We start from the raw sequence: 23,443 nt of genomic DNA, 5'->3' as shown, positions 1-23,443 counted from the left end.
TGGGCGGATGCTAACCACTTGCACGAGGGGCTACGTCACTCAAATGAGTGATGCGCGCCGCGCCTGCCTCCTTATTCCTGTTTGAAACAGGTGGAGCCAACATGCGCAAAACACATTGGGATCCCTTCTCCGGCCAGCTTGAAGTCGAGCGGCATACATTCCAACCCGCCGCAAAAGGCCCTGGCATCGCGCGATACGTTTTGCTTACGGGGCTCGGCGCTACGCTTTTCATCGGCGGCAAGGCGCTTGGTTTCGATCTGATAGCCTTCCTTGGAGTCCCCTTGTTTTTCGGCGGCGTTCTGCTCCTGGCGTTCAACATCAACGACAAGAAACCCGAACGCCATGCCCTGGCCTTTGATGCCCTGGGTCAGAAACTGGGTGGATCCTGGCATTTGCAGGTATCTTCCATTCGCCGGTCCCTGGGCGCACGCAGGCAGCCGACAAAGACCGATATCCAGGCCTTAGCGCAGGACGTGTTTCCCAAGAGGCCGGACCTGACCGTCTCAGCGGAGCAGATCGACGCGCTTGCTGCAGTGAAGTACCGGACCGACAAGGGGCCGCCTGCAATTACCTTCACAGATCCGCACATCTATACAGTGACCTCAAGGCTCAAGCCGTTTCTCATGCCGAGCCCCGTCTCAGCCGCTCCCATCTCGCCTGAAGCCTTGTTCTGGTGGCATCATGAGGAAACCCCGCTCTGGATGACTGCCCAACTCGTCGAACATGACATCAGAAACCCTGTTCTCGTCTCTGCCAGCAACCTGTCGGGGAATTACACTCTGCGCATGGTCATCGCAGTGAAGGCAGCGCTTGACTTCGACCTGAGTGTCATGTTGAGCGCCGAAATCCCTGCCCTGAAAAGCCGTTTTGACGCCAGGCTGGAAAGCGTCGCCTTCAACGATCTCTACAAGGTGCAGCTTCGCTCAGGAGAGCAATTGAAGCTCTTCCAGCTTTTGACGCCCGCGGCCCAAACGCTGCTGATCGACCTGTTCCGTGCTGCCGGCGCTGAAGTTCGGGTGGAAGCAAGCACAATCTACCTTCGTTGTGCGATGCCGGTTACGTTCGACAAGCAAACCCCCTCCCGATGCGCGGCGGAAATGCAGGGCCATGTGGAGGCCATCAGCACCAGGTTGCTTCGTCTCAAGACCTATATGGAGTAGCGCTGCCCCCTAGTGGAGTGCCACCTCCGGCCCCGCGTAGACAGCTTCGAATTCGCTTTCGCCAAGCACGAACGAATTGGCCGGTCTGATGCCGTGACGCGGTGCGATCATGTTGCCCGGAAAACTTGCGATACGCGCATTCAGGTTCTGAACGTTGCCGTTGTAGATCCTGCGAGCCGCCGCGATCTGATCCTCCGTCTCTTCAAGCTGTTTCTGAAAGGCTTCAATGTTCCCGGTCGCTGTAATGGCCGGGTTATCCTCCACTTGAACCAAAACCCCTCGAAGGTGGTGAGACAACGCCGCTTCCTGCTTGGAGATTTCGTCCGCATCCCCTGATCTCATGGCAACCTCGGCCTGATTTCGCACCTCGATCAGCTTCTCAAACAATGCCGTCTCATGCCGCATGGCGGACTTCACCGCTGAAACCAGCCCCGGAACGAGTTGATGCCGCCGTTTCAGCTGGACCTCAATTCCGGACCAGGTCTCAACGACCTGGGTTTGGGCCGTCTGCAGTCCGTTGAAGGTGACGACGTAGACCAGGGTGAGGCCCACGCAGAGGGCCAGCAGAACAACGAGCAAAATCAACAACTGGCCGACCACATTCAGCCCTCCTTCAGGAAAAGTGTTACGCGATTGCCCTGACAAGAGACCGAAAAGCCCAATCGCACATCACTCATCTGAGTGACGCGCCGCCCGCTGTTTCAAACGAGGGTGAGACGCCCGAGACAACTCGGCTCCACTTGAAGGAACGAATGGGACATCAATGAAGACACTGATCTTTGCAGGCGTGATAGCCGCCGGTTTCACCTTGGCGACTGCGGCTGTGGCATCACCATGTGGGCTACGCGCCGAGAGCTATATCGGCGACCACGAAACCGATATCGAAGGCAAATGGAAGCTGGAATGGACAAAAGGTCTGCTGACTGTTTCCGGCCGGCCACAGGCCATGGAAACCTTGCCGCCCACCATGGTCATGCGCCTCTCCCTCGAGGAGGATCATCTTCAGCTGCGTGGCGAGACAGTCAAACGCGATTTTGCCGTTTACTGGGATCAGACGACCCAAGCCAGTTTCGACCCACGGGAGGACGATCCGGACCCTCTCGCCACAGTGAACACGCAGGAGATGGAAATCCTCTACGATTGCAAGGTCGAGGACATGCCCTTCCTGCGCGGACAATCGGTGGGCACCGGCAAGGGGCCTGTAACGGATCTCTATCTTTGGATGGCCTCAGCGGATCAGATGGTGGGCCTGTCGGTTGCCGAAACAGGACCAGCCACCGCGCGTCTTCAGTTTGTCCTGACGCGGGAGTGATCTTCATCCCAACACCAACGGTTGGCGCCCTGTCACTCTGGCGTCAGCCCTCAAACTTCTCACAGGCCAGCGCCTCGATCGCTTGGCAGTTCGAGCAGCTTTCGTAGTCCAGCCAGAAATCGAGTGACTGCCCTTCATTCAGATGGCGATAGGCCTGCATGACACGTGCCGGTGCATCAACGAATATGCCCGACTGGGCACCCTTGGCTTTGAAGGCTGCGGCATTTTGAGGCGAACCCTGGATTCCGCATGCCTTGCCCCACAAGATCTGTGTCTCGGCTGAGCCTGATGTGAGCTCCCCGGAGCGGCGCAAGTCTTCGCGATAGGCGACCTCGCACATCGTATGCGCATATCCGATGTCCTGATCGACACATGCTCGCCCCGAGCACCAAGCCAGGGGCTCGTCCTTGTGGTTCTTGGGGCGAGCGAAGACCACCAGCGCCTGCCCCTGAAAGCCGGTCGCACAAGCGGGAGCACCGGCTTCGGCATGATCGTCGGGCTGTTCCTCGTATGGACCGACCTTCGTCGAGAACATGCCAAGGGTCGCCCTGTCGCTCAGGTAAAACTGCGCCTCGATTTGACCGCTCGACGACTGGGCGAGCACGACAACATAGCGCGTCCCCGCGTAGCTCACCTCACCAGTGCCAATCGCCCCGTTGAACCGGTAGTCTTCAACCGGCCAGGACCGGTTCAGTCCGCTCTGGGTTTCGTTGCAAAAGCGCCTACTCACGCCAGTCGGGCATTGGCCGTAGTCATCAATATGAATGCGCGCGTTGCTTCCGCTGCCGCGAAAAACCACATCTCCGCTTTGGACCAGCACATTGGGACGGCCGGTTGAAATCGGCATCTTTTCCGCAATGAAGACCTGCATGTGGCCATAACCGTCCAGGGGATAGAGATCCTCGGAGGCCACAGGCAGTTGCCGGCCACCAACATCATATTCAGACTTGGCATCTTGTGCGGTCGGGTTCACGCCCAGATCGCTCTGCACCATGAGTTGCGTGCGGATAAGATCCGCCTCGAGTTTTCCGGTGTCGCCACGCAACCGCAAAAACCAGGTGTCGCCATTGTAGGTGAAACGACCAATTCCGTAGCTGCCGTTAAAGCCATAATCTTCAATCGCAATCGCCTCACCAATATTCTCTTCCGCCATTTTGCAGAATGCCGGAGCGGCTATTTTCACATCGTTTGGGCACTGACTGTAGCTGTCGATGCGGATCTCTTCCTGGCCGGGAGCAACGCGTGCCAATTGAATTCGCGCCCATGGTTCAGATGAATTGCCACCTCCAGGCGCCCCCTCCTCAACATTGAAGAAAAACAGCTTGAGGTACCCCGCTCCGGCGACTGGAAAGAGATCGTCATCGGCCCCATCGACCGGACCCAGATTATTAGCCCGGTCCTTAAGGCCGCCTGGCGCCAAAGGGGCCCGGCCATCTGCTTCAGGCGACGAGTTGCTGCCGGCCTGGGCGTCACTCGGCTCGCTTGCCTGAAACCAATTGTTGATGGCGTCCACCAGTTCGGCGTCATCGCCCGCCTCAGCCTCTGTCGCCTCGGAGGCTGAAGGGAGCTGTCCTTCGCCGCTCGGCGAGCATTCTGTTTCGAAATACGAATAAAGATTGCCCGAACCTCGTGTCGCGATGCGCAGAACGCAATCCTTGCTGGACTGGATTTTCACATCCACAGCAAATGCCGGATCGCGCCCGGTCAGCTCCCCCTCGAGGACCTTTACAACGCCACCGCCAGTCACCTCGAGCATGCCGGCTAATCGCAACTCGCCGAAACGGGCAGCGCTCTGGCACATTCGTTGCCAGCCCTGCTTGTATGCATCATTTTCCGCATCAAACGCACGTGTACACACAACTGCATCATCGGCCGCAAACTTCATGTCGAGTTCCATCCGGCCAGCCCCATAGGGCGTGGCGAAGCCTTCAAAGCGATGACCTTCACGAACAAGCAGGACCGGAAACGAGGCTCCGGATGCGGTAGGGTGCTCGTATGCTGCCGAAGTTGCGGACGTTGGCTGCCTTTTGCAGGATGTAAGCTTGTGAAATGCCATCTGCGACGAAGGCAGGCCGATCCCAAGATCGGTATAGCAACCCTTTCCCGGGGTCAGGGTGAACTCACGAGAAAAGCCGGTATCTTCTCGCTTCAGTTCTCCGGTAAAGGCTGAAACCGCTGACCAGGGATCTCGCTGCAATGTGCCGGTAAAGACGCCCGTTCCATCCTTTTGCAGGGATTCACAGAGCGCTATCCATTCAGAAGACGGCTCGCCATCAGGTTCTCCCAGGGATGAGTAGCAGTTGCCCCCCCATTTTGCGACGAGACGAATCTCAAGCGCGTCTTCGCCACTTCGCGTCGCCAATCCGGTGAGCTGCGTTTCTCCAACTTCAAGAGAAAATCGATCAACTTCTTCACTCTTCGCCCGACTTGAAACGGCATCAGCTCCGAAGAGAAAGCCAATGCAAGCAAGTGAGAAAATCCAGTCGGGAAGTCGGGACATTGTGCGGACGCTCGCGGAGCAGGTTGAAAAGCCGCATTCTCGACCTGCTTTCGGACTGGCACATCACCCATGTGAGTGATGACGCGGCCAAAAGACCTCACCGCTCCGGCACCACGGTTCTCTGATAGGCCTACGCCCCTGCCAGGAGGTAATCAGCCTGCCCGTCATGGCCTCCCTGCCTCAAAATCAGGGAAGAAGCCGTCTACAAATCTGGCGGCTATTCAGACATGGGTTTCACCTCGCGCCGAACGGGTTGCCGATTGACTGTAGTGGTCCCTGCTCCGGATCGATGTATCCCGGATCATGGCTCAGGAAGCTGATCAGCCAAATCCCCTCCTCGACTTCGTTGAGCCTGAATTTCAATCTGGCTTTGGGTCGGGCGGCAAAATGTGGTAAGCGCCAGCCAGACAACATCGGGAATGCACCAGTGAGCGAATTGACCGTAGCGGATGCAACGAGCCGCGTTTATGACTCCCTCAAGGCGGACAACGAGGACATCGACGCGCATATCGCAGCCCTCAAGGCCGCGTTGAAACGCGAGGGCCTGAAGGAAGCCGTTCTGGATCCGGAGAGGCTTGTCCAGAACAACCGGTCCGGACGGAAGCTCCTGCAGGCCTATTTTCGCCAGCGCGGCGTGAAGGTTTCCTTCGCGTCTTCATAATGCGCAGGTGCCGTTGGTTCTCCGGCGAAGGGGCGCGGAAAACACAAGGTTGATTGTTTCGAAACGTCCCGGCGCAGATTGAAGAGGCTGCGCGGACCGAAAGACCTGCCAGCGCACTGAAAAAGCCGGTTCTTTTCCGGTATCACCCCGGACAAGCGGAGCGCCACCCGGGGTGACAAATCTGGCTCTATTTCAACGACCTGCTAATGCAGCACCCGCTGCACGCCGGACTGAACCTTCAGCAGTGCCGGCAGATAGGTCCGGACCATGTCTTCGGGGCTCGTCTGAATCACGGCCATTCCGGTATTGAGCGCGCCAACCACTCGATCGCGGCTGTCGCGGATCGGAACGGCCAGAGACCGGACACCGATCTCCACTTCCTGGTCGATGGCCGCGTAGCCCTGGGCCCGCACCTCGCCGATCCGGGCCATGATCTCCTCCGGGTCGGTCAAGCTGAATGCGGTCCGGGGGGTCAGGTCCGAGCGCTCGACGATCGCCCGCGCCTCGCCCTCGGGCATGGCCGCCAGCAACACCCGCCCCATGGACGTGCAATGGGCAGGCAAGCGCGATCCAGGCGATAATCCAATGGACATCACCCGTTTTTGCGCCGCCCGAGCCAGATAGAGGACTTCCGTGCCGTCGAGGATCGAAACAGAGCACGACTGGCCGATCTGCTCGGTCAGCTGATCGAGCCAGGGTTGCATGACCTGGGGCAGTGGCAGAGCCGCCAGCGCACCCAGGCCAAGCCGGGAAGCCCGTGGCGTCAGTGTGAAGAACTTGCCGTCATACTCCGCATAGCCTTCGTGATGCAGCGTCAGCAGACAGCGGCGCGCCGTGGCCCGGTCAAGCCCGGTCGTTCGGGCAACGTCGGAAATCGAGAGACGGGAGGTTTCCGCGCCGAAACATTCGATCACCTTCAGCCCCTTCGCGAGTGAGGCAATATAGTCCGTAGGCTTATTCAACATGCGCACATTTTCGGGCGCTATCTGAACAAATGTCAAGATGCGAACAAACAGGCTCGCGGAACCGGATCAGGAAGCTTAGAAGTCCCTCATTCGAGGAGATTTTCATGGACAAGACCCTTGCATCCCCCAATGCGGCCGTTGCCGACATTCCCGATGGCGCCCGGCTGATGATCGGCGGTTTCGGCGGATCCGGCGCGCCCATCGAGCTCATTCATGCATTGATCGACCGCTTTCGCGAAACCGGCAGCCCCGGCAACCTGACGGTGATCAACAACAACGCCGGAAATGGCGCCATCGGCATCGCCGCAATGATCAAGGCGGGCATGGTCGGCAAAATGGTGTGCTCGTTTCCGCGGTCTTCGAATGCCGAGGCCTTCAACGAAAGATACCTCGCCGGAGAGATCGAGCTGGAACTCATCCCCCAGGGCACGCTCGCCGAGCGGATCCGCGCCGCCGGGGCGGGCATCCCCGCCTTCTATACCCCGACGTCTTTCGGGACGGAGCTGGCGGAAGGCAAGCCGGTGGAAGAGTTCGACGGCAAGATGTATGTTCGCGAAAGATGGCTGAAGGCGGACTACGCCCTCGTGAAAGCCGAGACCGGCGACACGGTCGGCAACCTCACCTACCGGCTCGCGGCGCGCAACTTCAACCCGCTGATGGCAATGGCGGCGGACCGCACCGTTGCCCAGGTCAGCCAGTTGGTTCCCCCCGGAGGCGTCGACCCGGAAACGGTCGTCACTCCCGGCATTTTCGTCGACGGCCTTGTCGAGGTCTCCGAACCGCAACAGGAAGAAGTGCTGGTCCGCGCGGGAGTGGTCTACTGATGGCTTATTCGAAACTGACCAACGCGCAAATCGCCTGGCGCGCGGCGCAGGACCTCGAGGACGGGGCCTATGTCAACCTGGGCATCGGCTTTCCGGAGATGATCGCGAAATTCCAGCCCGAAGGCCGCGACGTGATCTACCACACCGAAAACGGTGTGCTGGGCTTCGGCAAGGCGCCGAAGGAAGGCGAAGAGGACTGGGACCTGATCAACGCCGGCAAGAAGGCGATCACACTGAACCCGGGCGCCTCCTTCTTTCATCATGCCGACAGTTTTTCGATGGTGCGGGGCGGACATCTCGACCTGGCCGTCCTCGGCGCCTACCAGGTCTCCCGGAACGGTGACCTGGCCAACTGGCGTGTCGGGACAAAGGGCGTGCCCGCCGTCGGTGGGGCGATGGACCTCGTCCACGGCGCCAAGCGGGTGGCCGTGGTGACCGATCACGTCACCAAGGACGGCAAGCCGAAGCTGGTTGAAACCTGCAGCTTTCCGCTGACCGGTGTCGGCTGCGTTACCCGCGTCTATACGTCCCTGGCGGTTGTCGACATTGTCGATGGGCATTTCGTGCTGCGTGAAAAGCTCGCCGGACTGACGCTGGAGGAGCTGCAGGGGGTCACCGGCGCGCCCCTGCATCTCGAGGGCGACCCCGCCGACCTGACCGTACCGGACCTGGACTGAGGAAAGACCTGTGCAAGACGTCTTCATCTGCGACTATATCCGCACCCCGATCGGGCGCTTTGGCGGGGCGCTGAGCTCCGTTCGGGCGGACGATCTCGGAGCGATCCCGCTCAAATCCCTAGCTGAACGAAACACATCGATGGATCTGGCGGCGATCGACGAAGTCATCTTTGGCTGCGCCAACCAGGCCGGCGAAGACAACAGAAACGTCGCCCGCATGTCGCTGCTGCTGGCGGGATATCCGGACACGGTACCCGGCACCACGATGAACCGCCTGTGCGGGTCGGGCATGGATGCAGTCATCACCGCCGCCCGCGCGATCAAGGCGGGCGAAGCCGAGCTGATCGTTGCAGGCGGTGTCGAAAGCATGTCGCGGGCGCCGTTCGTGCTTCCGAAGGCAGAAAGCGCCTATTCCAGAGCAAACGAGATCCACGACACGACCATCGGCTGGCGGTTCATCAATCCCCTGATGAAAGCGCAATACGGTGTCGACAGCATGCCGGAGACCGGTGAAAACGTCGCCGAGGATTTCGCCATATCGCGGTCCGATCAGGATGCCTTTGCCTTCCGCTCCCAGCAAAAGGCCAAGGCCGCCATGGAGAGCGGTCGGCTCGCAGAGGAAATCACCCCCGTCTCGATCCCGAGGCGCAAGGGCGATCCAGTTCTGGTGGAGGCCGATGAGCATCCGCGCCCCGAAACGACGCTCGAAGGGCTCGCCAAACTGCGGACGCCTTTCCGCGAAAACGGGTCGGTCACGGCCGGCAACGCATCTGGCGTCAACGACGGCGCCGCCGCCCTGATCGTGGCCTCGCGGCGGGCCGCCGAGAAGTACGGCCTCACACCGATTGTGCAGGTGCTCGGCGGCGCCACAGCCGGCGTTGCCCCGCGCATCATGGGGTTCGGCCCGGCTCCCGCTTCCCGAAAACTCATGGCCCGTCTCGGCTTGGCGCAGTCGGATTTCGACGTGATCGAACTGAACGAAGCCTTCGCGTCCCAGGGCCTCGCCACACTGCGCGATCTGGGCATCGCGGACGACGACCCGCGGGTCAATCCGAACGGCGGCGCGATAGCCCTCGGCCACCCGCTCGGGATGTCCGGTGCGCGCATTACGGGAACGGCGGCCCTGGAACTCGCCAAGGTCAAAGGCCGGCATGCGCTGGCGACCATGTGCATCGGTGTCGGCCAGGGCATCGCGATTGCCTTGAAAGCCGCCGGCTGACGCTGCGAAGCTTTCTTCGCGAACTGCCGGTATCGGCTGTCGCGCGTCACGCGCGCTAAACTGACCTTTTCCTCTGTCTTCGGCCTCTCAAAGCTTTTCTTTGAGAGGCGAACAACCCGCGTTGCCGGTATCGGGCTGGACCCGGCCCAGCCCCCGCCTCCCAAAAGACCTTCACGCTGACGGGCTAAAGCGGTGCTCCGCCCGATTGAAGTCACGCGGAGCATCCCCTGAGACGGGCGGCGCACGGCGCCAGTTCGTCACCTGACTTTGTCGTTCACCTCAATTGAAGGCAGGCCTGTTGCGGGCTTCACAGCGAGGGAAGCGTCTGACAAACAACTGTTTCCGATACTCTTTTTGGACCAGAAACTCGCTGCCGAGAATACGGTGGTTGTCGGGTGAACTTCAATTCCACCACACGGACAGGACGCCGCGCGACCACCCGGCCGACACGAACATGTCCGCCAGGCGGACACCCGCCCGAATTCGCTACCTCCTCCCCGACCGGATTTCTATGCTCGCCCGACAGTGTTTGGGAGGAACACTGCCTGGCCCAAGCATGAGCCTTGGCACGTCGCGCCGGCAGTTTGACCTCCGTCTCCATCCACCAACAGAAACGGATGTCATGCAGAGCCTGACTCTCAAAAAAATCGTCTCCAACAGTTTCCTGGCACTCGCCGGCATGTGCTTTCTATTCGGAACCGCCGTCACCGTGAGCGATGTATGCCTGCGCGCAATTGCCGGGACGAATATTCCAGGCGCGATCGAACTGACGTCGCTGTCCATCGGTCTTGGCGCGCTTCTGTCCATGCCGGTCTGTTACGCCAAACAGGGACACGTCAGTGCCAGGCTGCTCTCCGAGCTGGCCCCGGCCCGCTTCGCGCGCCCCTTCGGCCTCCTGGGAAGTTTCGTGTCCCTGGGCTTTGCCGGACTGATCCTCTGGGCCGTCGGCCAGAACGCCCTTGCCAAGATCGGCTCGCCGGAAACAACCCCCGACCTCGGCCTTCCGGTCCCGATTGCCCTGACGGTCGTCACGCTTGCTCTTCTTGCAGCCTTCATCGCCGCGCTTTCCGGCGTCTGGTTCGTGGTTCGGAACGAAAGGGCCTGACAATGGACGGACTCCTTCTCGGCGGCCTCGGCTTCGGCGCCGCCATCGTCATGATATTCCTGGAAATTCCTGTCGCCGTCGCGTTGGGCCTCGTCGGCCTCCTCGGCGCCGCGATGATCATCGGTTTCGCAGGCGCCATCACAATCGGCGCGACCACGGTCTGGGACAGCGTGACAAACTACACGCTGACCATGCTCCCGCTGTTCGTCCTGATGGGAAATCTGGCCGCCCACAGCGGGCTGTCTGCCAAGCTCTACCAGTCGATGTCCGTCCTTTTCGGTCATCGCCGGGGCGGACTGGCGCTTGCAACCATCGGAGCCTCCGCCGGTTTCGGCATGATCTCCGGCTCCTCACTCGCAACCACCGCGACCATGGGCCGGATCGCCCTGCCCCAGATGAAGGAAGCAGGATATTCGAAGTCGCTTTCGGCCGGCTCCGTCGCCGCGGGAGGCACGCTCGGCATCCTGATCCCGCCGTCGACGGTACTGGTGATCTACGCTTTTATCGCCGAACAGTCGATCCGCGAACTCCTGCTGGCGACCACCGGACCCATCTTTCTCGCCGTCCTTCTCTATTGTCTCGCCATCTGGGTCCCGATCTGGTTCGGCTGGTCGACAGCCCCCCAGCGCGAACGCGCCGCCCGCGACGAACGCAGCGCGGCCTTCAGGGAACTGCTGCCGCCGCTCGCGATCTTCGGCCTGATCATGGGCGGCCTTTACAGCGGCGTCTTCACGGCCAACGAGACGGCGGCCATCGGCGCGGCGCTGGTGCTGGCCTACGGTTTCCTGTCGCGAAGGCTGTCGCTGAACGGGTTTCTCGCCGCGGTTCGGGACACCGCACTTACCTGCGGCGCGCTGTATCTGGTGATGATCGGTGCCAATCTCTTCAATTTCTTCCTCGCGCTTTCCGGCCTGCCGTTTTCTCTGACCGGCATGTTCTCCGGGATCATCGATCAACCGTTTCTCGTCATTCTCCTGATGCTGGCGATCTACCTGATGCTCGGAACGCTCATGGACAGTCTCGCCATGCTTCTCCTGACCGTCCCGCTCTTCGTCCCGATCGCGCAGGCCGCCGGGATCGACCTCATCTGGTTCGGCATATTCGCGGTGATGGTCGTGGAGATGGGCCTCATCACGCCGCCAATCGGCATGAACCTTTTCGTTCTCAAGACCGTGTCGCCCGATATCCGGCTGACCGAACTCTGGACGGGAGCGGCGCCTTTCGTCGCTGCCGATATCGTCCGCGTCGCCATCATCATCGCCATTCCGGCGATCGTGCTCTGGCTGCCGCTTAACGCCATGTGACTTCAAAGGGAGGAATTCATGTTCAACAGACTGCTCAAGACCACGGCCATCGCGCTGTTCTGCGCCACCTCGCTGACAGCGACGCTCGCCGAAGCCCGCCAGATGCGCGTTTCGTCGTTCGAACCGGCGCAGGGCTTCTATTCGTCCAAGATCCTTCAGCCCTGGATCGACAAGGTCAACGCCAGGCTCTCCAAGGGCGCCGAGTTCAAGCTCTACCCCGGCTCGATCCTGGGAACCCCACCCGCGCAGGCGGATCTGGTGAAGGCCGGTGTCGCCGATGTGGCTCTGGTCGTGCCGACCTATACGCCCGGCGTGTTCCCGCTGACAGGCGTTGTCGAAGTGCCTGGTCTCGTCAGCAACGGTGCCGTTGGCGCCGATATTCTCAATTCGCTGTCCGAGGACGGCAGCCTTGCCGGCGAATATGCCGACTACAAGGTGATCGCGCTGTTCACGACACCCGCCTACCGCTTTTTCATGGCCGGTGATCCGGTGACCGAGCCGGCCCAGCTGTCCGGTCTCAAGCTTCGCTCGCCGTCGAAATTCGGTTCCGAGCTGTTCGCCATGGTGGGCGCCTCCGGTGTCGGCCTTCCCGCGCCACAGGTCTATGAGGGCCTGGAACGCGGCGTGGTTTCGGGCGCGGTCTGGGTGATGGATGCCTATCGCACCTTTCGACTGAACGAAGTGGCACCGAACATCACCACCACCGGCTTCATCGCCTCGCCCATGGCGATCCTTATGAACAAGGCCACCTATGACAGCCTGTCCGACGCGGACAAGGCTGTCATCGACGAAATGTCGGGCCGAGTGACGGCCGAATGGATCGCCTCCGTGATCGACGCGACCGACGCGGAAGTCGAAAAGAGCTTCCGCGAAGACGGCAAGGTCACCTTCATCGATCTGGACGATGCGGGCCGGGCCGCCTGGGATGAGGCCTTCGCCGGAGCCGCGCAGGCCTGGGTCAAGGGACAGCCCGATGCGGATCTCGCGGCGGCAACGCTTGAGCGCGCGAAGGAGATCGCGGGCGAATAGACCGATTCGCCGTCCGTTCCATAGGCGGACACGCAGCCCGCGTCCCTTCCTGCAGCGGACGGACAGGTGTCCCACAGCCTGTCCGTCCAGCGGACAGCCGGCGATCCCGCCTCGGAGCCGGCGGGGCCCCGCGCCTAAACTGTGGCATCGCAAATTCAGACAGGAAAACAACCATGGCAATCAATGCACTGGGCTATCTCGGTGTGCGCTCCGACAGGCTGGATGACTGGAGCGACTTTGCTGGAAAGCTGCTCGGAATGCAGAAGATCGACCGTGGCGGTAAGGCACTCGCCTTTCGCATGGACGACCGGATGCAGCGGCTGCTCGTCTCCGATGAAGACGGCGACACACTCGCCTTCATGGGTTGGGAGGTCGAGCATTCTGATGACCTTCAGACCTATGCGGCGCGGCTCGAACAGGCCGGCGTGAACGTGACCCTCGCCTCGAAGGAACTCTGCGACCGGCGCTTCGTCGAAAGCATGATCGCCTTCGAGGACCCGATGGGCAACCGGGTCGAACTGTTCCACAACCCGATGATCGCATCCGATCCCTTCACCCCGGGACGGCCGATCGACGGCTTCCTGACCGGCCCCGTAGGCATGGGGCACGCCGTTCTGCACGTGAAGAACATCGATGTCATGCTGCCGTTCTACCGGGACCTTCTGGATTTCCACGTTTCCGACTACGGCCTTAAGCCCTACGGGCTCTACTTCTTCCATGTGAACGGGCGCCATCATTCCTTCGCGATGGTCGGCTCGGGACAGGCCGGCTTCCACCATTTCATGGTCGAGTTCCAGAACCTCGACGATGTCGGCCAGGGCTACGACCTGGCGCAGCAGGAGGAAGGCCGCGTCGCCTATACGCTCGGCCGGCACACCAACGACTACATGACCTCCTTTTACGCCAATTCACCGTCGGGGTTTTTCGTGGAAAACGGCTGGGGCGGCCGGGTGATCGACCCCGCCACCTGGGAACCGCACGAGACCCACGACGGGCCGAGCTTCTGGGGCCACGAACGCCTCTATCTGACCGAGGAAGGCGGGCGCAAACGCCTGCGCGACATGCGCCTTGAGGCCGCAAGAAACGGCCGCCGCTCGCCACCCGTCGTCGAGTGCCCATGGCTTTACGGCGAACTTGCAAAACAGGGGAAATGACCATGGAGCATTTCGATGTCGCCATCGTCGGCTACGGGCCGGCAGGCGCAACGCTTGCCCATCTTCTGGGCCAGTGCGGGCTGAAGACGCTGGTCCTTGAACGGGAAAGCGCCCACTATCATCTGCCGCGCGCGGTGCATTTCGATGCGGAGGTGATGCGGGTCTTCCAGTGGATCGGCATCGCCGAGGCAATGGAGGCGAAAACCCATCGCCATCCGGGCATGCGTTTCGTCGACCCGCAGGACAAGCTGCTGCTCGACTGGCCGCGGCCGCAGGGCGAAGGCCCCCAAGGCTGGCGGGCCAACTACCGTTTCCACCAGCCCGACCTTGAAGAGTTGCTGCGCCACAATCTGGCCCGCCGCAAGGGCGTCACGGTTCGCAGCCGCTGTGACGTGTTTCACATCGAGGACAAGGGAGACCGGGTCGACCTGCGCTTCGAGGACATGAGTTGCGGCAGGATCGAACGCGTGTCGGCGCAATATGTGGTCGGCTGCGACGGCGCCCGCTCTCTCGTCCGCCGCTATATCGAGAGCGGCATGGAGGACTACGGCTTCCACGAGCGCTGGCTCGTCGTCGATGTCATCCTGAAGACGGACAAGCCGGAACTGGGCGATCACTCGATCCAGTACTGCCGTCCGGAAAGACCGGCCACCTACGTGCGCACGCCTGGCCGGCGGCGGCGCTGGGAAATCACCGTTCGCAGCGAAGAGGACAGCGCGGAAATAGCAAAGCCCGAGCGCGTCTGGGAGCTTCTCTCCGACTGGATCACCCCGGACGAGGCGGATCTGGAACGCACCGCGGTCTATGTCTTCCATTCGCTCGTCGCCGAAGACTGGCGCAAGGGCCGGCTTCTTTTGGCCGGCGACGCCTGCCACCAGACACCGCCCTTCATGGGTCAGGGCATGTGCGCGGGAACCCGCGATGTCGCCAATCTCTACTGGAAACTCGCGCTTGTCTGCAAAGGCAAGGTCACGGGCGCCGACGCGGAACGGCTGCTGGACACCTACGAAAGCGAGCGAAAGCCGAATGCCCGCGAATATATCCAGACCGCCGTACGCCTCGGCGGCCTGATCAACACCGCCGGAACAGAAGAGGCCCTGCGCGCCGCCCTGCCTTCGTCCGACGGGGCCGCGCGCATGGAAAGCATAGCCCCTCCCCTTGGCGAGGGTCTCGGACAGGGCCCGCTGGCAGGCCGCCTTTTCGGCCAGCCGCGCTTCAACGACGGGACGCTGATGGACGCGCTCCATCCGCATCAATTCGTTGTCGTCGCCGAAGCGGACCTCGCCGAGGGGCTTGCCCTGCCGAACGGCGTCGCGCTTGTGACAAGCGAGACCTCGAACACGGCCGAACATCTCAAGCGCATCGGAGCGCGGGCCACTGTTCTGCGGCCGGACCGGCACACGCTGGGCGGCGCCGACACCAGAGAAGAGCTCGAGGCGCTGCTGGCGCTCGTGCTTCCCAACCCCATCGAAACACAGCAACCGGAACTGGTCTGACACCATGAAACTCTGTTCTTTCACCAAGGATGGCACGTCCTCCTACGGCCTCGTCACCGACAAGGGTCTTGTCGATCTTGGCAAGCGGTTCACCGCAAAGACACTGCGCGACTTCCTGGCTGGCGACGATACGGCGGAAGCCGCCAAACTCTTCGAAGGAGAGGCCGACTTCAGCCTCGATGACGTCTCCCTCGATCCGGTGATCCCGAACCCGGACAAGATCATTTGCGTCGGGCTCAACTATCATACGCACATCACCGAAACGGGACGCGAAGAGACACCCAATCCGGTTCTTTTCGCTCGCTATTCGGGATCCCAGATCGGACATGGCGCGCCCCTCATCAAACCGCTTGAATCGGACAAGTTCGACTACGAAGGCGAAGTCGCGGTGATCATCGGCAAGGAAGGCCGCCGGATTTCAGAAGAGGACGCGCTGAGCCATGTGGCCGGTTATTCCTGCTATAATGACGGCTCGGTCCGCGACTGGCAGAAGCACACCCACCAGTTCATGCCCGGCAAGACCTTCGCGGGAACGGGCGGGTTCGGTCCGTGGATGGTGACCGCCGACGAAATCCCCGATCCGGCGAAGCTTCATCTCCAGACGCGACTCAATGGCGAAGTGGTGCAGGATACGGATGTCTCGCTGCTGGTCACCTCCATCCCGCGCCTGATCGCCTATTGCTCGACCATCCTGCCGCTCCTCCCCGGCGACGTGATCGTATCGGGCACGCCGGGCGGCGTCGGAGCACGGCGCACGCCGCCGCTCTTCATGAAGGACGGCGACATCTGCGAAGTCGAGGTTTCAGGGATCGGCATTCTGTCGAACCCGGTGAAGGCGGAAGCCTGACTTCCTCGCCGGCCCGGCCTGTGCGATGGTCCCTCCATGCTCACTGACCCGGCCTCCGCTCAGAATGCCTCGGCCCCCGTGCGCTCGCTGGCGCGCGGGCTCGCCATTCTTCGCTATGTGAACAAGGTGGGAGAAGCGCGGCCCGGCGAGATCGCCAAGGCGCTCTGCCTGCCACGTCCGACCGTCTACAGGCTCCTGGAGACGCTGGAGGAACTCGGCTACGTCGCGTTTTCCGCCACGTCCAACTATGTCCGGGTAACCCGTTTCGCCGCGGCCCTCGGCGATGGCTACGCGCTGACGACGGAAATCACCCAGGCTGCCGGTCCGATCTTTGCTGAATATTCCAGCCAGGTCGTCTGGCCGCTCGACCTGACGGTCTACAACAACGCCGCCATGGTCATTCAGGAAACGACCCATGGCCGCTCGCCGCTCTCCATCGACCGTGGGATGACCGGCTATCGCCTGCCTGTCCTGAGAACATCCAGCGGTCGCGCCTATATCTCCTTCTGCTCCGACGGGGAACGGGCGCTCATCCTGGATCACCTGCGCCGTCTCGACGATGAGGAGGACGCGCCGTTCCTGGAAGACCGCTGGCTGTCGAGGTTGATCGAAGAGACCCGTACTCGGGGCATCGCCGTTCGGGACAGCGGCGAATTCCGCGAGGAAACGGCCTCCATCGCCGTACCTATCCGCTCATCTGGAAACGTGCTCGGCTGCATCTCGCTCATCTGGATCCGCAGCGCGATGAGCACGCAAAAGGCGCTTGAAAAATTCGGCCCGCTGACGCTCGAGATCGCCGAAAAGATCGCCGAGGCCCTGCCCGACTAGATCAACGGACGTTCAACCGGAATCGGTTGAGCGTCCAAAAGTTGATCGATCTTAATATGTTAGAGCATCTTGTCTGCGTTCACTTGAACGCAGGATGCTCTAGCCGGTCGGGACTCAGAGTGGCCGGGCCTCAAGTTCCGCGGCGATGTCGTCGTCGACGGGAACGTCATAGGTCTTGAGAATGGTTCCAAGCACCAGATAGAAGCCGACGGTCGCGATCAGATCGAACACCGCCTCCTTGCCGAAAGCGGCCACCAGTTCACGCTCCAGAGCGCCCGGAAGCCGCTGATTGTCGATGATCGCATCGACGGCCTGCACCAGCAGCCCGTCCTCGCCCGCGGGCTGGCCAAGCACGGCGGCGATACGCTCGTCGGACATGCCGAGCGCGCGCGCCCGAGAGACGTGATGAGCCCATTCGTAGGAGGAGCCGACCCGGACCCCGGTGCGCAGGATAACGATCTCGGATCGTTCCGGGCCCAGAACCGTGTCCTTGACCACATGCTGGCGCAAGGGCGCCCAGGCCCGAACGAGCGCCGGATGATGGGCCATGGTGCGGTAGACGTTGAGCGCACCCGCGAACCCCTCGCGCAAATCGGCAATATCCACCGGCCAGTCCGCGTCGCTGATCGGGCCGGTCTCGTCAGGGAGTGTCATCTATTGGATCCTTTCGTCCCCGAGTGAAGCGGCAACCCGCCGCCTTGGCAAGGTCCGTCCCCAAAACCGTCCGTTGCTTGGACGATTCTTGCCGCCGCATCATGTCAGCTTTTCCGGTTTCAACAACAGTCGAACCAGCCCCCCTCAAATCCGGCAGCAAATCATTGAAAGGGCGAGACAACAATGTTAACAAATAGAAAAGAATGAAAATTTTTATCCTTTAAAATGCAAAATGAGCGTCACGCTCTAATAAGCCCATCAATAAAAACAGACCATCAACCTTCAGTGGGGGGAGAACTAATATGCTTGGAAGAACAAAGATATTTTCAGCTGCTTTGATAATATCGGCCTTGTCGGCAACAAGCCTACCAGCGAGTGCATCGTCGTTTAACGCGATTATCATTCGCGGTGACGCTACAATTAACGATCTCGGCAGCGGCAAAACCGAATTTATCACTGATGTGGGGGGTGAAAAGGCCGCGCTCGGATCCAACGACATCAACGGCAAGACCCTGGGGTCGATCGCAAACATCAGCATCGATCGTCTTGATGACGTCACCCGGTTCTCAGCGGGAAGCGGACCTGCCGTTGCGCCTTACCTCAATTTCTGGATCACGGATGGTACGAACTATGCCGTTGTTGCCAACGAACCATCAAACCCGGCGTTTCAGCCCCTTTATAGCAACGGTTACAACTTGAGCTTTGCCGACTTGAGCGACAAGGTTGCGAAAGTCTACGAGAATTCCGATCTGTCGTGGCTGCCGAACGCCGGGGTCGGCCTCACCTTCGCAGACCTTGCCATGTTCACCATCATGGCGCCGTCCGTCCAGGAGTTGACGACCGGATGGGCCGGATTGGGCAGTGGCGCACCGCGCGAGTTGGGCACCAATGTCGCCTACGGGGTGAACTGGGTGTTCGGCGACACCTTGAGCAATTACGTTTCCGGAGATGACGGGTATATCGTCGCCAACGCATCAGTTTCCGCTGTGCCGGTTCCGGCCGCGGCCTGGCTGCTGCTCTCCGCGCTCGGCTTGCTCGGCTGGCGGAGCCGAAAATCTGCCTGATACTGTTATTGACAGCATCGCATCCAAAAGAGGCGCGGTCATTTGATCGCGCCTCAACTATTTTGATTTGTAGAACATGGTCCGGTCCAAAGGTCTGGATCCTTCGAAATGGTTCGAAGCGCCGCAGCCGCCGGACTTGAGGCGGCAATCCTGAGCTTTCGACCGCCCGATAACACGACTTGTTGCGGTCTCCGCGTTGCCTGCAATCCGCTGACGGCTTTGGGCCTGAGCAGGCCAAGGCAGTTCAGAGGAAACATTCAGTCTGTTGCGGAGGCTGCGCCATCGCCTCTCAAGGCAGCAACGGTCCCACCGGTCTATTTGACCACCATGACCGACAGTTTGGAATGCCGAATGACCTTGTCGGCGTTCGGGCCAATCAGGTGATCCAGGACACCGGGCTTGTGCGACGCCATGATGATCAGATCGCAACCGAGTTTTTCGGCGTTTGCGACGATCTCCTTGTAGGGCCGGCCGGTTGCGACATAGCCGTCGACCTCCGCCAAACCGTCCATATGCTCCTGGATAAAGGCCGTCAGGCGCTGCTTTGCCTCCTTGACGACCTTGTCCTCGAAATTATCCGGCAGGAACTGCGCCGCCATCGTGCCGCGCACGTCGGCGACGACCGTCAGCACATGCACCTTGGCATCGAGCGCATGCGCCAGTTTCTTGACGACCGGAAGCGCGTCCTTCCAGGATCTTTCGTGTTCCAGATCGACCGGAAACAGGATCGAAGAATACATGGCTCCCCCCTTAAGCGGCCTGTGGTTTGCCTTGGACCGATGCCACCCGGCGCCGCTGCAGGAAGACAACGAGAGCGAGGACGGCCAGGGCCGGCAGAAACATCAGATATTTCGACGGCTGATCAACCGGGCGGAGCACACGGACGATCTCCTGATCCCAATCGAGCCCCGCTTCCTTGGCCGCCGACCCGTAGGTGGCATCGTCCACGAGCGTCTTGTCACCGTCCGTTCTCAGCAGAAGGCCTGCATTTTCCAGCTTTTCCTCACCGGTCGAAGCGTCCTGGAGCGGCAGCAGGACCACCCACTCCTTTGTGTCGCCGACATCGTCGAGGCCCCGGATGCGCAGGCGAAGCGGCTCACCGGCCGGCGTGTTCTGCGCTGCCAACGCGATTTCGGAAGGGTCGCGCTCGATGAACGGTGGCGAAACCATATCCATCCAGAACCCCGGCCGGAAGATCGTGAAGGCGATGAGCAGCAGCGCCGCGGCCTCCCAGTATCTCGTGCGCGTCAGGAACCAGCCCTGGGTCGCCGCCGCGAAAAGCAGCATGGCGATCGTTGCCGTTATGAAGACGAAGATGCCGTGCAGCAAATCGACGTCGATCAGCAGGAGGTCGGTATTGAATATGAACAGAAACGGCAACGCGGCCGTGCGCAGCGAATAGAAGAAGGCGACGAGACCTGTCCGGATGGGATCGCCGCCGGACACCGCGGCGGCGGCGAAGGACGCAAGCCCGACCGGTGGAGTGACGTCGGCCATGATGCCGAAGTAGAAAACGAACAAGTGCACGGCGATCAGCGGCACGATCAGACCGTTCTCCTGCCCGAGCGTCACGATGACCGGCGCCAGCAGAGCCGAAACGACGATGTAATTCGCCGTCGTCGGCAGGCCCATTCCGAGGATCAGCGACAGGATCGCCGTCAGGAAAAGAATGGCCAGAAGGTTTCCACCGGACAGAACCTCAACCACATCCGCGAGAGCCGAACCGACCCCGGTCTGCGAAACCGCACCGACGATGATGCCGGCGGTCGCCGTGGCGATACCGATGCCGATCATGTTGCGCGCACCGGCAATAAGCCCTTCGATCAGCTCGTCCCAGCCGCGCCGCGCCGCCGCGGGAAGAGCGCCTTCGCGCCGGAACACCGCGAACAGCGGCCGCTGTGTGAGCAGGATGAAGATCATGAAGGCCGATGCCCAGAAGGCGGAGAGGCCCGGTGACAGCCGTTCGACCATAAGCGCCCAGACGAGGACCACCACGGGCAGAATGAAGTGCAATCCGGATTTGATGGTCGGCCCGGGCAGCGGCAACGAGGTTACCGGCGCATTGGGATTTTCGATCCTGGGTTCCGGGTAGCGCGAACCGAAGGCGACGAGGCCGACGTAGACGACCGTCAGCAAGACGAAGACGACGTAGGGTGCGGCGGCACCGAAGGTCGGCTTGATCCACCCCATGCCGTAATAAACGGCGAAGGAAACCGCGCACAGCACGAGGACACCGAAGACAAAACCGACGAGGCGCCGAAGGATCGGCCCCGGCTCGTAGGCGCGCGGCAAGCCTTCCATGCCGGCCTTCGCCGCTTCCAGGTGAACGATATAGACAAGGGCAATGTAGGAAATCGCCGCCGGCAGAATCGCGTGCTTGACCACGTCGAAATAGGGAATGCCGACATATTCGACCATCAGGAAGGCCGCGGCCCCCATCACCGGCGGCATGATCTGGCCGTTGACCGAGGAGGCGACTTCGACAGCGCCGGCCTTTTCCGCGGAGAAACCCACCTTCTTCATCAAGGGAATCGTGAAGGTGCCGGTGGTGACCACATTGGCGATCGAGGAGCCGGAAATCAGGCCGGTCATGGCCGAGGAAACAACCGCGGCCTTGGCGGGACCGCCCTTCATGTGGCCCATCAGCGAAAAGGCGACCTGGATGAAGTAATTGCCTGCCCCCGCCTTGTCCAAAAGCGCGCCGAAGAGCACGAACAGGAAGACGAAGGACGTGGAAACGCCCAGGGCAATCCCAAAGACACCTTCGGTGGTGATCCAGTGATGGTTGATGATTTCACGGAGATTATTGCCCTTGTGAGCAATGATTTCCGGCATGTATTGCCCAAGCACCGTGTAGACGAGAAACAGGGAGGCGACGACGACGAGCGCGGGTCCGAGCGACCGGCGCGTCGCTTCCAGAAGCAACAGCAATCCGGCGATGGAAACGACGTAGTCCATGAAAATCGGCTGACCGACCCGGTCCGCCAGCTCGGTATAGAACAAGAACAGATACGCGGAGCAAAATCCGCCGACGGCGATCATCACCCATTCCTGGACGGCGATGCGATCGTTACGGGTCGGCAGCGCGCAGGCGACCGCCACGGCGACGGCGATCAGAAGCACGACCCAGGCGGGAAAGGTGTTTCCCGCCGACAAGGCAAGCAGTCCGCCGACAACAAGCGGAACCCCGGCGGCAAGAGTTGTCTGAAATCCTGACCGCACCGGAGGGAAGGCAAGAAAGGCGAGAACGACGGCAAAGGCAAGATGGATCGAGCGCGCCTCGGTGTCGTTGAAGACGCCGATGCCGAGGGCAAAGGGAAGCGGCGAGGCAAACCAGAGCTGGAACAGGGACCAGGCGAGCGCGATCCCGGCAATCAGTCGGCCGATGACCGGACCCGCCGAGCGCGCGCCCGTATCCGCGGTTGCAACAAGTTCATCGATTTCCGCCTGGCTTTTTGCCTGCCTGTCGGCCGTGTCTCCCGAATCCACCAAAGTGCTGCCCCCTTAAAAATATCTCAAAACGCCCTCTGACCTGCTCTGACCGGGGCGCACGAAACATCCCCTGCGCGCATCCGCGCGCAGGGGATCTGTCGGCTTACATCCAGCCTTTTTCCTTATAGTATTTTTCTGCACCCGGGTGCAGCGGGGCAGACAGCCCGCCCTTGATCATGTCTTCTTCTTTCAGGTTTTCAAAGGCGGGATGCAACTTCTTGAAGCGGTCGAAATTGTCGAACACCGCCTTGACGACCTCGTAGATCACCTCATCGGGGACATCCTCGGAGGTCACGAAAGTCGCTTTCACACCGAAGGTCTTGATGTCGTCCGGATTGCCCTTGTACATGCCGCCCGGAATGGTCGCCCAGGCGTAATAGGCGTTTTCATCGACAAGCTTCGCGATCGGATCGCCGTCAACGTTGACAAGCACGGCATCGGTGGTCGTCGTGGCTTCCTGGATCGCACCGGCCGGGTGACCGACGGTGTAGATCATGGCGTCGATCTTGTTGTCGCCGAGCGCGCCGGCCTGTTCCGCTGCCTTCAGCTCGGACGCCAGTGCGAAATCGTCGGTCGACCAGCCCTTGGCGTCAAGCACGACGTCCATGGTTGCCCGCTGGCCGGAGCCGGGGTTGCCGATATTGACGCGCTTGCCTTTCAGATCGTCGAAATTCTTGACGCCGGAGTCGGCGCGGGCGACGACGGTGAACGGTTCGCCATGCACGGAGAACACCGCACGCAACTTGTCGAACTTGGCGCCTTCGAACTTGGACGTTCCGTTGTACGCATGGTACTGCCAGTCGGACTGCGCAACGCCCAGCTGGCGGTCGCCGTTCTTGATGGCGTTGATATTGTCGATGGAACCGCCCGTGGACGGGGCCGTGCATTTGATGTTGTGCTCGCTCGAACCCCGGTTGACGAGCCGGCAGATGGACTGGCCGACCACATAGTAGACGCCGGTCTGTCCGCCGGTACCGATGGTGATGAATGTTTCCTCGGCCTGTGCCGCACCGGCAGCCAGGAATGAAATCGCGGCAGCGGCCGCAAATTTCTTCAATTTCATCTTTTTACTCCCACTCTGTTCAAAATTTTCGCTTCGAGTTTCGTTTAAAGTCCCGGGGAGGTACCTGTCTTGCTGCTTCCCTTTACCCC

Annotated in this window: 21 protein-coding genes; 14 read left to right on the top strand and 7 right to left on the bottom strand. The window is 61.1% G+C overall.

What is annotated here, in order from left to right:
- The first annotated feature begins 101 nt into the window (after positions 1 to 101).
- Complete coding sequence (locus JF539_RS17490) at positions 102 to 1,160, top strand: hypothetical protein (protein ID WP_207141976.1); 1,059 nt, start codon at positions 102 to 104, stop codon at positions 1,158 to 1,160.
- A 9-nt stretch (positions 1,161 to 1,169) separates the two neighbouring features.
- Here JF539_RS17490 and JF539_RS17485 read toward each other — a convergent pair whose 3' ends face one another.
- Entirely contained in the window at positions 1,170 to 1,760 is a 591-nt protein-coding gene (locus JF539_RS17485) for a LemA family protein (protein WP_207141975.1), read from the bottom strand.
- Between the two features lie 163 nt (positions 1,761 to 1,923).
- Between JF539_RS17485 and JF539_RS17480 the strand changes: the two genes are divergently transcribed.
- Positions 1,924 to 2,472: a hypothetical protein gene (locus tag JF539_RS17480; RefSeq protein ID WP_207141974.1), complete on the top strand. Its 549-nt coding sequence runs from the start codon at positions 1,924 to 1,926 to the stop codon at positions 2,470 to 2,472.
- Between the two features lie 43 nt (positions 2,473 to 2,515).
- Here JF539_RS17480 and JF539_RS17475 read toward each other — a convergent pair whose 3' ends face one another.
- On the bottom strand, positions 2,516 to 4,972 hold the full coding sequence (locus JF539_RS17475; RefSeq protein ID WP_207141973.1) for a hypothetical protein: 2,457 nt from the start codon (positions 4,970 to 4,972) through the stop codon (positions 2,516 to 2,518).
- 427 nt (positions 4,973 to 5,399) lie between these two features.
- Between JF539_RS17475 and JF539_RS17470 the strand changes: the two genes are divergently transcribed.
- Positions 5,400 to 5,633, top strand: coding sequence for a hypothetical protein (locus tag JF539_RS17470; RefSeq protein ID WP_207141972.1), 234 nt, complete (start codon positions 5,400 to 5,402; stop codon positions 5,631 to 5,633).
- A gap of 203 nt (positions 5,634 to 5,836) precedes the next feature.
- Here JF539_RS17470 and JF539_RS17465 read toward each other — a convergent pair whose 3' ends face one another.
- Positions 5,837 to 6,598 (bottom strand): IclR family transcriptional regulator domain-containing protein, encoded by a 762-nt coding sequence (locus JF539_RS17465; protein WP_207141971.1) that lies wholly within the window; start codon positions 6,596 to 6,598, stop codon positions 5,837 to 5,839.
- A gap of 104 nt (positions 6,599 to 6,702) precedes the next feature.
- Between JF539_RS17465 and JF539_RS17460 the strand changes: the two genes are divergently transcribed.
- The 10 genes from JF539_RS17460 (at position 6,703) to JF539_RS17415 (ending at position 17,081) form a co-directional block, all read left to right on the top strand.
- On the top strand, positions 6,703 to 7,422 hold the full coding sequence (locus tag JF539_RS17460; protein WP_207141970.1) for a 3-oxoacid CoA-transferase subunit A: 720 nt from the start codon (positions 6,703 to 6,705) through the stop codon (positions 7,420 to 7,422).
- On the top strand, positions 7,422 to 8,099 hold the full coding sequence (locus tag JF539_RS17455; RefSeq protein WP_207141969.1) for a 3-oxoacid CoA-transferase subunit B: 678 nt from the start codon (positions 7,422 to 7,424) through the stop codon (positions 8,097 to 8,099). The genes JF539_RS17460 and JF539_RS17455 overlap by 1 nt, the downstream gene beginning before the upstream one ends.
- 10 nt (positions 8,100 to 8,109) lie before the next feature.
- Entirely contained in the window at positions 8,110 to 9,318 is a 1,209-nt protein-coding gene (gene pcaF, locus JF539_RS17450) for a 3-oxoadipyl-CoA thiolase (protein WP_207141968.1), read from the top strand.
- A 622-nt stretch (positions 9,319 to 9,940) separates the two neighbouring features.
- Positions 9,941 to 10,423 (top strand): TRAP transporter small permease, encoded by a 483-nt coding sequence (locus JF539_RS17445; protein ID WP_207141967.1) that lies wholly within the window; start codon positions 9,941 to 9,943, stop codon positions 10,421 to 10,423.
- Between the two features lie 2 nt (positions 10,424 to 10,425).
- On the top strand, positions 10,426 to 11,727 hold the full coding sequence (locus JF539_RS17440; protein ID WP_207141966.1) for a TRAP transporter large permease: 1,302 nt from the start codon (positions 10,426 to 10,428) through the stop codon (positions 11,725 to 11,727).
- A gap of 18 nt (positions 11,728 to 11,745) precedes the next feature.
- Complete coding sequence (locus JF539_RS17435) at positions 11,746 to 12,756, top strand: TRAP transporter substrate-binding protein (RefSeq protein ID WP_207141965.1); 1,011 nt, start codon at positions 11,746 to 11,748, stop codon at positions 12,754 to 12,756.
- A 173-nt stretch (positions 12,757 to 12,929) separates the two neighbouring features.
- Positions 12,930 to 13,910: a VOC family protein gene (locus JF539_RS17430; RefSeq protein ID WP_207141964.1), complete on the top strand. Its 981-nt coding sequence runs from the start codon at positions 12,930 to 12,932 to the stop codon at positions 13,908 to 13,910.
- A gap of 2 nt (positions 13,911 to 13,912) precedes the next feature.
- Entirely contained in the window at positions 13,913 to 15,406 is a 1,494-nt protein-coding gene (locus tag JF539_RS17425) for a bifunctional 3-(3-hydroxy-phenyl)propionate/3-hydroxycinnamic acid hydroxylase (protein WP_207141963.1), read from the top strand.
- Between the two features lie 4 nt (positions 15,407 to 15,410).
- Positions 15,411 to 16,253, top strand: a complete 843-nt coding sequence (locus tag JF539_RS17420; protein WP_207141962.1) for a fumarylacetoacetate hydrolase family protein — start codon at positions 15,411 to 15,413, stop codon at positions 16,251 to 16,253.
- A 36-nt stretch (positions 16,254 to 16,289) separates the two neighbouring features.
- Positions 16,290 to 17,081 carry a DNA-binding transcriptional regulator gene (locus tag JF539_RS17415; protein WP_207141961.1) on the top strand — a complete coding sequence of 264 codons (792 nt, stop codon included), beginning with the start codon at positions 16,290 to 16,292 and terminating at the stop codon, positions 17,079 to 17,081.
- A 114-nt stretch (positions 17,082 to 17,195) separates the two neighbouring features.
- On the opposite strand, the gene JF539_RS17410 is transcribed toward JF539_RS17415, so the two are convergent.
- Positions 17,196 to 17,735 (bottom strand): carboxymuconolactone decarboxylase family protein, encoded by a 540-nt coding sequence (locus JF539_RS17410; RefSeq protein WP_207141960.1) that lies wholly within the window; start codon positions 17,733 to 17,735, stop codon positions 17,196 to 17,198.
- A 302-nt stretch (positions 17,736 to 18,037) separates the two neighbouring features.
- Between JF539_RS17410 and JF539_RS17405 the strand changes: the two genes are divergently transcribed.
- Entirely contained in the window at positions 18,038 to 18,799 is a 762-nt protein-coding gene (locus JF539_RS17405; RefSeq protein ID WP_207141959.1) for a hypothetical protein, read from the top strand.
- Between the two features lie 314 nt (positions 18,800 to 19,113).
- On the opposite strand, the gene JF539_RS17400 is transcribed toward JF539_RS17405, so the two are convergent.
- From JF539_RS17400 to JF539_RS17390, 3 genes are all read right to left on the bottom strand, one after another.
- A complete protein-coding gene (locus tag JF539_RS17400) occupies positions 19,114 to 19,539 on the bottom strand; it encodes a universal stress protein (RefSeq protein WP_207141958.1) in 426 nt (141 codons plus the stop codon).
- 10 nt (positions 19,540 to 19,549) lie between these two features.
- Entirely contained in the window at positions 19,550 to 22,186 is a 2,637-nt protein-coding gene (locus tag JF539_RS17395) for a TRAP transporter permease (RefSeq protein ID WP_419247688.1), read from the bottom strand.
- Positions 22,187 to 22,394: 208 nt separating this feature from the next.
- A complete protein-coding gene (locus JF539_RS17390) occupies positions 22,395 to 23,354 on the bottom strand; it encodes a TAXI family TRAP transporter solute-binding subunit (protein WP_207141956.1) in 960 nt (319 codons plus the stop codon).
- Positions 23,355 to 23,443: the final 89 nt, after the last annotated feature.

The organism is Roseibium aggregatum (assembly GCF_017309185.1).
GTDB classification, from domain to species: Bacteria; Pseudomonadota; Alphaproteobacteria; order Rhizobiales; family Stappiaceae; genus Roseibium; species Roseibium aggregatum_B.
Note: the sequence above shows the minus strand (reverse complement) of the source record. Positions and strands in the feature narration are given on the sequence as shown.